The organism is Pseudomonas sp. (genome assembly GCF_036404235.1).
Taxonomy (GTDB): Bacteria; Pseudomonadota; Gammaproteobacteria; order Pseudomonadales; family Pseudomonadaceae; genus Aquipseudomonas.
Map to the genome: position 1 here is coordinate 1 of NZ_DASWOT010000159.1, position 13,985 is coordinate 13,985.

Genomic DNA, 13,985 nt, shown 5'->3' on the forward strand with positions numbered 1-13,985 from the left:
GAACTCGCGACCCCGACCTTGGCAAGGTCGTGCTCTACCAACTGAGCTATTCCCGCAAATGGCGTCCCCTAGGGGACTCGAACCCCTGTTACCGCCGTGAAAGGGCGGTGTCCTAGGCCACTAGACGAAGGGGACGCAAACCCTTCTATGCCTGATCGAAGCTGGTTTCGATCATGGCACTGCGCTTCAAGGCAGTGTTGCAACGCCTGGAAACTGAAATTTGGTGGAGCTAAGCGGGATCGAACCGCTGACCTCCTGCATGCCATGCAGGCGCTCTCCCAGCTGAGCTATAGCCCCACAATTAACAAACACATAACACTTCGTTACCGTCGTGTTTTTGTGTTGCCGTGTGGACGGGGCGCATATTAAGTGCGACCCACATAGCTGTCAAATTCTTTTTAAACAAACTTCAAAAGAATTTTCCGGGATAACAATCACTTACCACCCTCCCCCGGAAAACCGAGGGGTTGTCGGCCGCTGCATTGTCCCAATGGGGATGGACAACGACCAACCCACACTCAGGCGATGGCGCCCAGCAGCTTTTCCCACTCTTTGTTTTCTTTCTTCGACACACCGCCCAGCAGATCCAGCGCCTGGCGCAGACGGAAACGCGTCAAGTCCGGGCCGAGGATTTCCATCGCATCGGTCACCGACACCGAATTGGCCTGACCGGTGATCGCAGCGAACATCAGCGGCATGGCGTCGCGCAGTTTGAGCTCAAGGTACTCGACGACCGCCTGAATGCAACCGGTGATGTTGTCCTTCTCCCACTGACGCAGGGATTCCAGCTTCCACAGGATCAACTGCATCACCTGACGTACCTGATCCGGCGACAGCTTCTTATGCTCGAACAGCTTCACGTCTGGAGTCACGCCGCCGGCGAAAAAGAAGCCGCCCAGCGGTGCGATCTGACCGAAGGTTTCGACACGCCCTTGAACGTGCGGCGCGATTTTCATCATGTAATCGCTGTTGAACGCCCACTTCTGCACACGCTTGGCGAACTCTTCCACTGGTAAATCCCGCAGCCATTGGCCGTTGAGCCACGACAGCTTCTCGATGTCGAAGATTGGCCCTCCGAGCGAAACGCGGGTCAGATCGAAGTGTTCAACCATTTCGTCCAGCGAGAATTTCTCGCGCTCATCCGGCATCGACCAGCCCATGCGACCCAGGTAATTGAGCATCGCTTCGGGCATGAACCCCATGCGCTCGTAGAAGGTCACCGAGGTCGGGTTCTTGCGCTTGGACAACTTGCTCTTGTCCGGATTACGCAGCAACGGCATGTAGCACAGTGCTGGTTTTTCCCAACCGAAGTATTCGTAGAGCAGGATCAGTTTCGGTGCCGAAGGCAGCCATTCTTCGCCGCGCAAGACGTGGGTGATGCCCATCAGGTGGTCGTCGACGACGTTGGCCAGGAAATAGGTCGGCAGGCCATCGGTCTTCATCAGCACCTGCATGTCCATGCGGTCCCACGGGATTTCGACCTCGCCGCGCAGGATGTCCGGCACCACGCAGACGCCTTCGCTCGGCACCTTCATACGGATCACATGAGGCTCGCCAGCGGCCAGACGACGCGCCACTTCTTCCTTGGAGAGCAACAGCGCACGACCGTCATACCGTGGGGTTTCACCACGCGCCATCTGCTCGGCACGCATCTGGTCCAACTCTTCGGCGGTGCAGAAACACGGGAAGGCGTGACCCGCATCAACCAACTGTTGCGTGTACTTTTTGTAGATATCGCCACGTTCGCTCTGACGATACGGGCCATGTGGACCACCTACGTCCGGACCTTCGCTCCACTCGATGCCCAGCCAACGCAGCGCGTCGAAAATCTGCTGTTCGGACTCGCGGGTCGAGCGCAGCTGATCGGTGTCTTCAATACGCAGGATGAACTCGCCGCCATGTTGCTTGGCAAAGCAATAGTTGAAGAGTGCGATGTAAGCCGTGCCAACGTGGGGGTCGCCGGTGGGCGATGGCGCGATGCGGGTGCGAACGGTGGTCATGGAAAATCCCGAATAGGTCGAACAAGCCGCGAATCTTAACAGGCGCGGACCTCGCGGCTCCAGCACCGGGCACAAAGCACAGCAGGAAAACCAACATAGCCAGACACTCGACATGCATCAGCAATGAATGTCGGCACATCAGTTCCAGTCATTATTCCAACGATGGCTAGGTGCCAGACTCGAAACACGATAAATTTGCTTACATTTTAATAATCCAGAACGACCATGCCTGCCCAACTCAAACGCCGCCTGCTCATCTTTATCGCGGTGATCCTGTTGATCGCCCTTGCGTTCTTTGCTCAGTGGTACTTAAAAGGACGTTTTTACGAAACCACCGACAACGCCTATGTTCAGGGTGAAATAACCCGCATCTCCAGCCAGCTCGGCGCCAGGGTCAACGAGGTACTGGTGCAGGACAACCAGCACGTGGAAAAAGGCCAGTTACTGGTACGCCTCGAACCGGATGATTTCAGCCTTGCGGTGGATCGAGCCAAAGCCACACTGGCGACTCGCGAGGCCGAACGCGTTCAAGCCCAAAGCAAGCTGACCCAGCAATCGAGCCTGATTGCCGCGGGTGAGGCCCAAGTGGCAGCCAGCCAGGCAACGCTTGGTCGCACGCAACTGGACCTTTCGCGCGTCGAAAAACTGCGCACGCCGGGCTTTGTCTCGGAAGAGCGAGTCACTACCCTCTCCGCCGACAGCCATATCGCCCGTTCGCAAGTGACCAAGGCCCAGGCTGACGTGCAGGGCCAGCGCCAGCAAGTGATCGCCCTGTCTGCCGAGCTCAAGCGTCTGGACGCACAGATCGCCACGGCCCACGCTGATTTGTCCCAGGCCGAAATCAACGTGCAACGCACACAAATCCATTCCCCCATCAGCGGGTTGATAGGCCAGCGGGCGGCGCGTAACGGCCAATATGTACAGGCCGGCGCTTATATGCTGTCGATCGTGCCCGACGAAGACATCTGGGTGCAGGCCAACTTCAAGGAAACCCAGATCGGCCACATGCAGATCGGGCAACCAGCCGAACTGAAGTTCGACAGCTTCTCGGACACACCGATTCAGGGTCGGGTCGACAGTCTGTTCGCCGCTTCCGGCGCGCAATTCAGTCTGTTGCCGCCGGACAATGCCACCGGCAACTTCACCAAAGTCGTACAACGGATTCCGGTAAAACTGACCTTCGCCCCGGACAATCCGCTCAAGGGCAAGATTCGGCCGGGCATGTCAGTGACCGTATCGGTCAACATCAAGCCTGACCGCGACGCTGACCGTGGCCAGTGACGAACTGATTCGCCCGGTCGGTGAACCGACCCGGCGCGACTGGATTGCCGTGATGAGCGTGATGCTCGGCGCCTTCATGGCAGTGCTCGACATTCAGATCACCAACTCATCGCTCAAGGACATCCAAGGCGCGCTGTCAGCCACCCTGGAAGAAGGCTCGTGGATTTCCACCTCTTATCTGGTGGCGGAAATCATCATGATTCCGCTCACCGCCTGGCTGGTGCAGTTGTTGTCGGCGCGTCGGCTGGCGGTCTGGGTATCGCTGGGGTTTCTCGCGTCGTCGCTGCTTTGCTCGATGGCCTGGAGCCTGGAAAGCATGATCGTGTTCCGCGCCATGCAGGGCTTCACGGGGGGTGCGCTGATCCCGTTGGCGTTCACCCTGACCCTGATCAAGCTGCCGGAACATCATCGCGCCAAAGGCATGGCGCTGTTTGCCATGACCGCCACCTTTGCACCCTCAATCGGCCCGACGCTGGGAGGTTGGCTGACGGAAAACTTCGGCTGGGAATACATCTTTTATATCAACGTGCCACCAGGGTTGGTGATGATCGCAGGCTTGCTCTATGGCCTGGAAAAGAAGGCGCCGCATTGGGAACTGCTCAAGAGCACCGATTACGCCGGAATTGTCACCCTCGGTGCGGGGCTTGGGTGTTTGCAAGTGTTTCTTGAAGAAGGCCATCGCAAGGACTGGCTGGAATCGAACCTCATTGTCACGCTAGGCAGTATCGCGCTGTCGAGCCTGATCCTGTTCGTGATCATTCAAGTGTCCAAACCCCGGCCGCTGATCAATCTCGGTATTTTGCGCAACCGCAACTTCGGTTTGTCGAGCATTTCCAGCCTCGGCATGGGAGTCGGACTGTACGGATCGATTTATTTACTGCCACTGTATCTGGCGCAGATCCAAGGCTACAACGCGCAGCAGATCGGCGAAGTGATCATGTGGATGGGCGTCCCGCAGCTGTTTCTGATTCCGCTGGTGCCGCAGTTGATGAAGATCATTTCACCAAAACTGCTGTGTACCCTGGGGTTTGCGCTGTTTGGCTTTTCCAGTTTCGCCTCGGGAGTACTCAATCCTGACTTCGCCGGGCCGCAGTTCAACCACATCCAGATTATTCGGGCACTGGGGCAACCGCTGATCATGGTGACCATTTCGCTGATCGCCACGGCGTTTATTCAACCACAGGATGCAGGCTCGGCGTCGAGCCTGTTCAACATCCTGCGTAACCTCGGCGGTGCCATTGGTATTGCCCTGTTGGCGACCTTGCTGGATGCCCGCACCAAGACCTACTTCGATTATCTGCGTGAATCCATCGTGCCCGGCAACCCGCAGGTGGCCGAGCGCATGGCGATACTGACCGACCGGCTGGGCAATGAAACGGCAGCACTGGGCAAGCTCAGCGAGATTGCCCACCAGCAGGCGGCGATCATGGCTTACAACGATGCGTTTCACTTCGTCGGCATTGCGCTGGGCGTCAGCATGTTGGCAGTGATGTTGACCAAACGGCTGCCGTCTGGGATCAAGGGTGGGGCTGCGCATTAGACGGCTTTGCACAGGTATTACTGAGACTTTCCCACTCGCAGAGTAGGACAAGCAGAGGACTCAGCGTAGTCCCATTCTGAAAACTGCATAGCCCGCCATTTTTGTGTTTCAGCGCTCAGACAGCGACATTTCAGATCTTTACATTCCGGCGCTTTCTTAGCGCGAAGCACACGGAATGTCAGACTCCCTCCCCTACCGACTCAACGAGTGCCAGTTCGACCTGCCCCACGAGGACGTTCTGGATACGTCGATCAACATTCTCAAATTTGCGGAACTGGGCACATCGCTGATCGTCAGCCGTGGCGTTCTGGCGAAGGATGAAACCTTGCGCAGCAATTTTGACGCGCAACTCAATCGCCTTGAACAACAGGTGCAGGGTTTGCAATGTGAACCGGTCCAGGTCCTGCATATCGGCGCGCAACAGCACATCCAGGCGCTGGAATTGCACAGCCAGTTCAGCAACGGCACGGAGCATGTTTTCCAGTACCAACTGGCACTGACGCTACCCGGCACGCGCAAGATGCTGGCGTTGAGTTACGTCAAGGCTGAGCCATTGGGCGATGCCGACGCAGCGCATTGGGCGGCGATCAAGACGTCGCTACAGTTCGAGCCCATTGCGTGACGTATGCAGTGATGTGCCCGAGTAGCGCAGATGTCTGACGGGCTTTGGGCCGCCCGCCAGGGTGACGCCCTTTCTCATACCTCTGTCATGGCCGACCTCCTCGGCGGCATGCTTGAAGTCGCAGCTTATGCGGCCATTGGCGCGCTGGCGACGGCGGCTGTCGTGGCGGCGACCGGGTTGACGGTCGCGACTGGCGGCCTGGGCGCCTGTGTGCTCGGCGCGGTAGTGGGCGTGGTGGTTGGCGTCGCCATGAGTCAGTCCGGCGCCGACAAGAGCCTCAACCGTTTGTGCGAAGGACTCGGCAACGCGTTGTTTCCACCTGTGCCTGCCGCCACCATCCTCACCGGCTCTTGCTAAAACCAAAAATATTAACTATCGCACTTTAAACTCAATTGACGAGTTAAAACCATGGTAAAGGTCATATCTTATCCCGGCAGCCCAATGGGAATCATCGGCATAAAAATATCCCTGCGCAGCACCTACCGCGCAGGCCCCCACTCTCAAACCACCAACAACCGCTCCCGCAATTTGCCAATCTCATCGCGCATCTGCGCAGCCGCCTCAAACTCCAGATCCCGTGCCAGTTGATACATTTTCTCTTCCAACTGACGAATGCGTTTGGTGATTTCGCTGGGCGAGCGCAGTTCGGCTTCGTATTTGGCGTTCTCTTCGGCGGCCTTGGCCATGCCTTTGCGCTTTTTGCTGCGCGAACCTGGCACGGTGGCGCCTTCCATGATGTCCGCGACGTCTTTGAACACGCCTTTGGGCGTGATGCCATGTTCAAGGTTGAAGGCGATCTGCTTGTCGCGACGGCGGTCCGTCTCGCCAATCGCTCGCTCCATGGAGCCGGTAATCCGGTCAGCGTACAAAATCGCCCGGCCGTTGAGGTTACGTGCCGCTCGGCCAATGGTCTGGATCAGTGACCGCTCGGAGCGCAGAAAGCCTTCTTTGTCCGCATCCAGAATCGCCACCAGTGACACTTCGGGCATGTCCAGACCTTCACGCAGCAGGTTAATCCCCACCAGTACATCGAAGGTTCCAAGACGCAGGTCGCGGATGATCTCTACTCGCTCAACGGTGTCGATGTCCGAGTGCAGATAACGTACCCGCACGCCGTGATCGGCCAGGTAATCGGTCAAGTCTTCGGACATGCGCTTGGTCAGCGTGGTCACCAGCACCCGCTCTTCCAGCGCCACACGCTTGGCGATTTCCGAGAGCAGATCATCGACCTGCGTCAGTGCCGGCCGTACTTCGATCTGCGGGTCGACCAGACCGGTTGGGCGCACCACCTGCTCGATCACGCGACCGGCATGTTCGGCCTCGTAGTTGCCTGGTGTCGCCGAAACGAAAATGGTTTGCGGGCTGACGCTTTCCCACTCATCAAAACGCATGGGTCGGTTGTCGAGCGCCGACGGCAGGCGGAAGCCGTATTCCACCAGCGTCTCTTTGCGTGAGCGGTCGCCCTTATACATGGCGCCAACCTGCGGCACGCTGACATGGGATTCGTCGATCACCAGCAGCGCGTCATCTGGCAGATAGTCGTACAGCGTTGGCGGCGGCGCGCCGGAAGGTCGGCCCGATAGGTAGCGCGAGTAGTTCTCGATGCCGTTGCAGTAGCCCAGTTCCAGAATCATTTCCAGATCGAAACGCGTGCGCTGCTCCAGGCGCTGGGCTTCGACCAGTTTGTTGGCGCCGCGCAGGTATTCCAGGCGCTCCTGCAACTCGACTTTGATCCCTTCCATCGCGTCCAGCAGCGTTTCGCGAGGCGTCACGTAGTGGCTCTTTGGATAGAAGGTAAAGCGTGGCAGCTTGCGAATCACTTCGCCGGTCAGCGGGTCAAACGCCGAAATGTTCTCCACTTCGTCGTCGAACAGTTCGATGCGGATCGCTTCCAGGTCGGATTCCGCCGGGAAAACGTCAATCACGTCGCCCCTGACCCTGAAGGTCGCTCGCGCAAAATCCATGTCGTTGCGGGTGTACTGCAGGTCGGCCAAACGGCGTAGCAATGCGCGCTGATCGAGTTTGTCGCCGCGGTCTACGTGCAACACCATGCGCAGGTAGGTTTCCGGACTGCCCAAACCATAAATGCACGACACGGTGGTGACAATGATCGCGTCCTTGCGCTCCAGCAGGGCTTTGGTGGCCGATAGGCGCATCTGCTCGATGTGGTCGTTGATCGACGCATCTTTCTCGATGAAGGTGTCGGACGATGGCACGTATGCTTCGGGCTGGTAGTAGTCGTAGTAAGAAACGAAATACTCCACCGCGTTGTTCGGGAAGAATGCCTTGAACTCCCCGTACAACTGTGCGGCCAGGGTCTTGTTCGGTGCCAGCACCAGGGTCGGGCGCTGGACCTGGGCGATGACGTTGGCGATGCTGAAGGTCTTGCCTGACCCGGTCACCCCTAGCAGCGTCTGGTGCGACAGCCCGGCTTCAATCCCTTCGACCATCTGACGAATCGCCTCCGGCTGATCCCCGGCTGGCTCAAAACGGGTTACGAGTTGAAACTCGGACATAAATAACCTCTGATTGGCGCTGGATGCAAGACGACAACGGAAACGAAATGAGCGCAGACGACTGATCCCGTCAAGGAAAAAGACGCACGTGAAATGAAGTGATGGGACTACAGATGGAGTCGCCAACCTAACCTTTCAAGCCGCCCGTGACAGATTGCTGATCGCAACATGACTAATGGTCGTCAAATTACCCGAAATATCTTGAAAAAACCTGCCTTCAACTGTCGCCCCCAGCGTCGATGGTCTCTATACTGACTCCCCGTTTGCGCACCGCTCTAGTGCATACGGCCGGAGCGTTGTGACCTCTCCAACTCCCACTCAGAGCCGCCGCAAAAATGAGCCTGTTCTCCGCTGTCGAAATGGCACCACGCGATCCAATCCTGGGCCTCAACGAAGCATTCAACGCCGATACCCGTACGACCAAGGTTAACCTGGGTGTAGGCGTCTACAGTAATGAAGAAGGGAAGATCCCACTTCTACGTGCCGTTGCCGAAGCCGAGTCCATCCGCGTTGCTCAGCATGCCCCCCGTGGCTACTTGCCAATCGACGGCATCGCCGCCTATGACAAAGCCGTGCAAACCTTGCTGTTTGGCGTCGACTCGCCGTTACTGGTCTCGGGCCGCGTACTGACTGTTCAGGCAGTGGGCGGTACCGGTGCTCTGAAAATCGGTGCCGACTTCCTCAAGCAACTGTCGCCCAACGCCGTGGTCGCCATCAGTGATCCAAGCTGGGAAAACCACCGTGCGCTGTTCGAGGCTGCTGGTTTCCCGGTGCACAATTACCGTTACTACGACGCCACAACCCATGGCGTAAACCGCGCAGGCATGCTTGAAGACCTGCAAAACCTGCCGTCAGGCTCCATCGTCGTGCTGCATGCGTGCTGCCATAACCCGACCGGCGTCGACCTGACCCTGGACGACTGGAAAAAAGTCCTCGACGTCTTGAAAACCAAAGGCCACGTGCCGTTCCTCGACATGGCCTATCAAGGCTTTGGCGATGGCATCGATGAAGACGCCGCAGCGGTGCGTCTGTTCGCTGACTCCGGTTTGACCTTCTTTGCTTCCAGCTCGTTCTCTAAATCTTTCTCGCTGTACGGCGAACGCGTCGGCGCGCTGTCGATTGTCACCGATTCAAAAGAAGAAACCGCGCGCGTCCTGTCCCAGGTCAAACGCGTGATCCGCACCAACTACTCCAACCCACCGACCCATGGTGCAAGCATCGTCGCGGCCGTCCTTAACAACCCGGAGCTGCGCCAGCAGTGGGAAGTGGAGTTGGCTGAAATGCGTTTGCGGATTCGTGGCATGCGCGAAGAGATGACTCGCCGTCTAGCCGACAACTCAAAGGGTCAGGACTTCAGCTTCGTCGCACGCCAGCGTGGGATGTTCTCCTACTCCGGCCTGACCGTTGAACAATGCCAGCGCCTGCGCAACGAGTTCGGGATCTATGCACTGGACACCGGCCGGATCTGTGTGGCGGCGTTGAACAAAAGCAATATCGATGCGGTGACCAAGGCGATTCTGGCAGTCATTTGACGCCGTATGCGTAGGAGCTGACGCACTTCAGAACGCAGCTCAATCTGTAGGAACCCATTTGTTGGCGAGGCGAACAATGAAGTGCGCCTGAGACTTCGCCTCGCGAACAAGTTCGCTCCTACAACTGATCAACCGCCACATTGAAGACCTCCGCCAATGGCTCGCCGCGACGGATGAGCAGCGGCGGACACCCACGATCTGTAGGAACCAACTTGTTGGCGAGTCGACCAGCGCGGTGCGCCTGAGACACCGCTTCGCGAACAAGTTCGCTCCTACAACTGATCAACCGCCACATTGAAGACCTCCGCCAATGGCTCGCCGCGACGGGCACCCACGATCTGTAGGAGCCAACTTGTTGGCGAGTCGACCAGCGCGGTGCGCCTGAGACACCGCTTCGCGAACAGGTTCGCTCCTGCAGGCATCGGCCGCTGATTTGTAAGGGGCTTGCGAGCCGAAGCGAATCGACGCGAGATCTACTGCGCGTTCTTGCGATATGCCATCGAATCGTCAATGCGCTTGAGGATGTAATCCCCCGCCGCCACCGCTGGATACCGGCTCGCCGACGCATCGATTCCCAGATCACAGGGATCGACCACGGCGCTGTAGGTCGGGTCATAAAATGTGGCGATGGAATAGCGCTCGTGTCCGGAGGTGTTGATCACCCGGTGCAAGGTCGAGCGAAAACGGTCGTTGGACCAACGCGCCAGTAGATCTCCGACGTTGACCACCAGGCTGCCCTCTATTGGCGTAGCGTCGATCCAACGGTTGGACGCCAGTTCACGCACCTGCAACCCGCCGCTGTTGTCCTGGTACAACAACGTGACGCAGCCATAATCGGTGTGCGGTGCAACGCCGAACTGGTCAGTTTCAGCCATTGGCGGATGCGGTGGGTAGTACACCATTTGCGTGCGCTGCAACGGTTTGCCGTATTTCGGTGCGAAAAAGTCCTGGTCAATGCCAAGCCCGACCGCAACCCCTTTCAAGAGATCAGCTGCGGCCCGGCCAATCGCCGCGTAGTAGTCATCCAGCGCCGTGCGCAGTTGCGGCATGAAGTCAGGCCACTGATTTGGGCCGCGCAACGCTTCCCCCGCCAGCACGCAAGGATCGTCTTCGGGTAACTCAAGACCGATGCTGAAAAACTCCTTGAAATCCGGTTTGGTTGCCTCATACATCAACGCCCCGCCCAACGCGTGCCAGCCGCGATGGCGCTTATTCACGGCAACCTGACGTTTCACTTGCGGCGGATAGGCAAAAAACGTTTTGGCGGCCGCCATGGCGTGGTCGATCACCGCCTGCGGCACACCGTGATTGATGATGTAGAAAAAACCAGTCTCGCTACAGGCCCGACGAATCGCATCGCCGACACGCCGAATGCTCGCCGGATCGCCCTCGCGAACACCGGCCATATCAATCAGGGGAAGGTTGGCAGTGGCAGTCATGCGGGCTCCTGTCGATGAATAAAGAAATGAAATCGCGGACAAGCTGTATAGACAGGGTCAAGCATTTACTGTGCCGCGTTCTTTGTCGTCACAGCCCTTGACGCTGGGACGCGACGGCAACTGAGTAAATGCTGAATTGATGGGAGACAGATTGCTCACCAAAACAGGCTCTCAGCCGACAAGGATGTGTCGGGTTTTCCGCTCTCATTGAGCAAGCTCGCCCCTTCGCGCGCTATCAAGCGCGCAAATTTGGGTTTCGACACGCCCCAACTGTGGGCAGCCGGGCGCATTCGGTGCAACCTTCGGTGACAGTTTCTTACGCCAGCCAAAACTATGTCCTACGTCGTCCAGCCAAAAATGGCGTGTTGCGCGGCGCAGCGAACTGGCCTGCATCTTGCGTCAGCTGTCTATACAGCCGGATCAAGGATTTTCATGCGTCGCTACCACTCAGGCCCAGATTTTCGTCGCGCCCACAGCATTGCCGAACTGGCGCAAATGGCCCATCGTCGTTTGCCGCATTTTGCCTGGGAATACCTGGAAGGCGGCGCCGAGGAAGAACTGACCCTCGCCCGCAATCGCCAGGCGTTCGCCGACATCAATTTGCTGCCACACACACTGGTGCCCTGTCACGGCACTGAAACCCGCCGCACAATGTTCAATCACGAATGGCCGCTGCCCATGGCCATCGGCCCCACCGGCTACAACGGCATGCTCTACCACGACGCCGATATCCACCTGGCTCGCGCCGCCACCGAGCGCGGTTTGCCCTTCACCCTCAGCACTGTTTCAACCAGCTCGCTTGAGCAAATCGTCGCTGCCGTGCCCGAGGTCAATCTGTGGTTTCAGTTGTACTGCATGAGCGATCCACAGGTGCAGGACGACTTGCTGCAACGGGCCAACGCGGTCGGTTGCCAAACGCTGCTGCTGACCAGCGACGCGGTGCTGCTGGGCAATCGTGAGTGGGACAAACGCAACTTCGCCCGACCGCGCCAACTCAGCCTGCGCAATAAGTTCGACGTGCTGTGCCACCCACGCTGGATTCGCCAAGCCGTGTGGCCGCAGGGTATGCCGAGCATGGCCAACCTTGACCGCTACTTGCCTGCCGATCAGCGTAACGCCGCAGGCGCCGCGCACTTCATCGGCGCACAGATGGAAAAGACACTCGACTGGGATTACCTCGCCCGTCTGCGTGATCGCTGGCCGCAACGCCTGTTGCTCAAAGGCGTGCTGCATCCAGCCGACGCCGAAAAGGCGGTTGCCCTGGGGCTCGACGGTATCGTCGTGAGCAACCACGGCGGGCGTCAACTGGACGGTGTGCCGGCCAGTATCGACTGCCTGCCAGCCATCGCTGCTGTGGCCAAAGGCAAGCTTGCGATCCTGCTGGACAGCGGCATTCGCCGTGGCACCGACATCCTCAAGGCCTGTGCGCTGGGCGCCGATGCGGTGTTGCTCGGCCGAGCGACGTTGTATGGCGTAGCGGTGGCCGGTCAGGCCGGCGCAGCCCACGCACTTGACCTGCTGACCAACGAATTGCATCTGGCCCTGACGTTGCTCGGTCAACCCGACATGAGTCGGCTGACAGCGACAGCGGCTAACACCCACTCTCCTTTATTCACCGTGAGCTGAACCGATGACCGATGTGCATCAAACCATCGTGCAACAAACCATTGCCACGCTGCGCGAAGCCTTGGGCGACGCGCAGGTATTGACCGGCCAGGCCATCAGCCAACGCCACTACAGCGATTGGACTCGCCATGCCCCCGCCTGCCCGGCTGCGTTGATTCTGCCGCGTGACACCCAGGATGTGTCGACCGCCTTGCGCATTTGCAATGCAGCCAAACAGCCCGTCGTGCCTCAAGGCGGGATGACCGGGTTGGCGGGAGGCGCGGTTCCTACCTCCGGCGATATTGCCTTGTCCCTTGATCGTCTGCGTGGCATCGAAGAAATCGACGTCGCGGCAGCCACAGTCAGCGTGTGGGCCGGCACTACGCTGCAGGAGATTCAGCAGGCCGTGGCCGACGCCGGTTACCTGTTCCCGCTGGACCTGGGTGCGCGCGGCTCGTGTCAGATCGGCGGAAATATCGCCACTAACGCCGGTGGCAACGCAGTGATCCGCTACGGCATGACTCGTGAGCTGGTGCTCGGGCTGGAGGTGGTGCTGGCCGACGGTCGGGTGCTGAACCTGATGAACAAGATGATCAAGAACAACTGCGGCTACGACCTAAAACAGTGCTTCATTGGCAGCGAAGGCACCCTTGGGGTGATTACCCGCGCTGTTTTGAAGCTCGCGCCGCAACCCGGCGAAACCACTACCTTGCTCTGCGCCCTTCCCAACTACCCAAGTGCGGTGGCGTTGCTGCGAAGGATTCAGCGCGAGGCCGGTACACCCCAAGCCTACGAACTGATGTGGCAAGACTTCTTTCGCATGGGCGTGTCCTGGCTGGAAAACCCAGTGCCGCCAATGTCCGATCAGCATCCGCTTTACGTGCTGCTGGAATCATCGGCGCGCCGTGATGTGCTGGAGCAAGTGCTCGATGATGCTGTCGGCGCTGGCGAAGTGGTGGACGCAGTCCTCGCAAGCTCCCATGCGCAGGCCCGCAGCCTGTGGAAAATCCGCGAGGCGACGGGTGAGTTCCCGACACGTCTTGCGCCGCTGAACTTCGACATCAGCCTGCCCATTGGCCAGATCGGTGACTTCGCCCAATTGTGTCGCGCGCGCCTGGAACAACGCTGGCCGGGCAATCGCAGCGTGTATTTCGGCCACATCGGTGACAGCAATCTGCACCTGACCGTCGATTGCCATTCGTTGCCACAGCCCGCCCCCGTTCTAGAGATCGAAGAGCTGGTCTACAGCGCAGTCGGAGAGCTGGGCGGCGCCGTGTCGGCCGAGCATGGCATCGGCCTGCTCAAACGCGACTTTCTGCATCACTCGGTCAGCGATGAAGCGCTGGCCGTCATGCATCAATTGAAAAGCTGCTTCGATCCCAATGGCATACTCAACCCTGGGAAGGTCCTTGGCTGAGCATAAATCGCAGTTGTATATACCGGTATGGCA

General features: G+C 58.7%; 9 protein-coding genes, 2 tRNA genes and 1 pseudogene. 7 read left to right on the forward strand and 5 right to left on the reverse strand.

All coding sequences use genetic code 11. From position 1 onward, the window contains the following. Positions 1–59: 59 nt before the first annotated feature. The 3 genes from VGC62_RS19950 to gltX all read right to left on the reverse strand — a co-directional run bounded on the left by VGC62_RS19950 (position 60) and on the right by gltX (position 2,000). A tRNA-Glu gene (locus tag VGC62_RS19950) sits at positions 60–135 on the reverse strand. An 86-nt stretch (positions 136–221) separates the two neighbouring features. Continuing rightward, positions 222–297, reverse strand: a tRNA-Ala gene (locus VGC62_RS19955). A gap of 221 nt (positions 298–518) precedes the next feature. Continuing rightward, positions 519–2,000 (reverse strand): glutamate--tRNA ligase, encoded by a 1,482-nt coding sequence (gltX, locus tag VGC62_RS19960; RefSeq protein ID WP_331188803.1) that lies wholly within the window; start codon positions 1,998–2,000, stop codon positions 519–521. A gap of 225 nt (positions 2,001–2,225) precedes the next feature. Here gltX and VGC62_RS19965 point away from each other — a divergent pair, with 225 nt between their 5' ends. The 4 genes and pseudogenes from VGC62_RS19965 to VGC62_RS19980 all read left to right on the forward strand — a co-directional run. Next, complete coding sequence (locus tag VGC62_RS19965; RefSeq protein WP_331188804.1) at positions 2,226–3,281, forward strand: HlyD family secretion protein; 1,056 nt, start codon at positions 2,226–2,228, stop codon at positions 3,279–3,281. A gap of 49 nt (positions 3,282–3,330) precedes the next feature. Further along, positions 3,331–4,821: an MDR family MFS transporter gene (locus tag VGC62_RS19970; protein WP_331188826.1), complete on the forward strand. Its 1,491-nt coding sequence runs from the start codon at positions 3,331–3,333 to the stop codon at positions 4,819–4,821. 175 nt (positions 4,822–4,996) lie between these two features. After that, positions 4,997–5,443, forward strand: a complete 447-nt coding sequence (locus VGC62_RS19975; protein WP_331188805.1) for a DcrB-related protein — start codon at positions 4,997–4,999, stop codon at positions 5,441–5,443. Between the two features lie 30 nt (positions 5,444–5,473). Beyond that, positions 5,474–5,794: pseudogene (locus VGC62_RS19980) on the forward strand (hypothetical protein); the annotation flags it as partial. 149 nt (positions 5,795–5,943) lie between these two features. Here the strand turns inward: VGC62_RS19980 and uvrB are convergent. Next, positions 5,944–7,959, reverse strand: a complete 2,016-nt coding sequence (gene uvrB, locus VGC62_RS19985; RefSeq protein WP_331188806.1) for an excinuclease ABC subunit UvrB — start codon at positions 7,957–7,959, stop codon at positions 5,944–5,946. A gap of 335 nt (positions 7,960–8,294) precedes the next feature. Here uvrB and VGC62_RS19990 point away from each other — a divergent pair, with 335 nt between their 5' ends. Further along, positions 8,295–9,491 (forward strand): amino acid aminotransferase, encoded by a 1,197-nt coding sequence (locus VGC62_RS19990; protein WP_331188807.1) that lies wholly within the window; start codon positions 8,295–8,297, stop codon positions 9,489–9,491. A gap of 473 nt (positions 9,492–9,964) precedes the next feature. Here VGC62_RS19990 and VGC62_RS19995 read toward each other — a convergent pair whose 3' ends face one another. Then, the gene (locus tag VGC62_RS19995) at positions 9,965–10,930 is read right to left on the reverse strand and encodes an isopenicillin N synthase family dioxygenase (protein WP_331188808.1); all 966 of its coding nucleotides are present in this window, start codon (positions 10,928–10,930) and stop codon (positions 9,965–9,967) included. Positions 10,931–11,362: 432 nt separating this feature from the next. Between VGC62_RS19995 and VGC62_RS20000 the strand changes: the two genes are divergently transcribed. Both VGC62_RS20000 and VGC62_RS20005 read left to right on the forward strand, forming a co-directional pair. After that, positions 11,363–12,556 (forward strand): alpha-hydroxy acid oxidase, encoded by a 1,194-nt coding sequence (locus VGC62_RS20000; RefSeq protein WP_331188809.1) that lies wholly within the window; start codon positions 11,363–11,365, stop codon positions 12,554–12,556. Positions 12,557–12,560: 4 nt separating this feature from the next. After that, entirely contained in the window at positions 12,561–13,952 is a 1,392-nt protein-coding gene (locus tag VGC62_RS20005; RefSeq protein WP_331188810.1) for an FAD-binding oxidoreductase, read from the forward strand. The last annotated feature ends 33 nt before the right edge of the window (positions 13,953–13,985 follow it).

Excerpts from the sequence above, each read along its gene's own strand:
- gltX (WP_331188803.1), bottom strand. The coding sequence starts at position 2,000 with ATGACCACCGTTCGCACCCGCATCGCGCCATCGCCCACCGGCGACCCC.
- VGC62_RS19965 (WP_331188804.1), top strand. The coding sequence starts at position 2,226 with ATGCCTGCCCAACTCAAACGCCGCCTGCTCATCTTTATCGCGGTGATC.
- VGC62_RS19975 (WP_331188805.1), top strand. The coding sequence starts at position 4,997 with ATGTCAGACTCCCTCCCCTACCGACTCAACGAGTGCCAGTTCGACCTG.
- uvrB (WP_331188806.1), bottom strand. The coding sequence starts at position 7,959 with ATGTCCGAGTTTCAACTCGTAACCCGTTTTGAGCCAGCCGGGGATCAG.
- VGC62_RS19990 (WP_331188807.1), top strand. The coding sequence starts at position 8,295 with ATGAGCCTGTTCTCCGCTGTCGAAATGGCACCACGCGATCCAATCCTG.
- VGC62_RS19995 (WP_331188808.1), bottom strand. The coding sequence starts at position 10,930 with ATGACTGCCACTGCCAACCTTCCCCTGATTGATATGGCCGGTGTTCGC.
- VGC62_RS20000 (WP_331188809.1), top strand. The coding sequence starts at position 11,363 with ATGCGTCGCTACCACTCAGGCCCAGATTTTCGTCGCGCCCACAGCATT.
- VGC62_RS20005 (WP_331188810.1), top strand. The coding sequence starts at position 12,561 with ATGACCGATGTGCATCAAACCATCGTGCAACAAACCATTGCCACGCTG.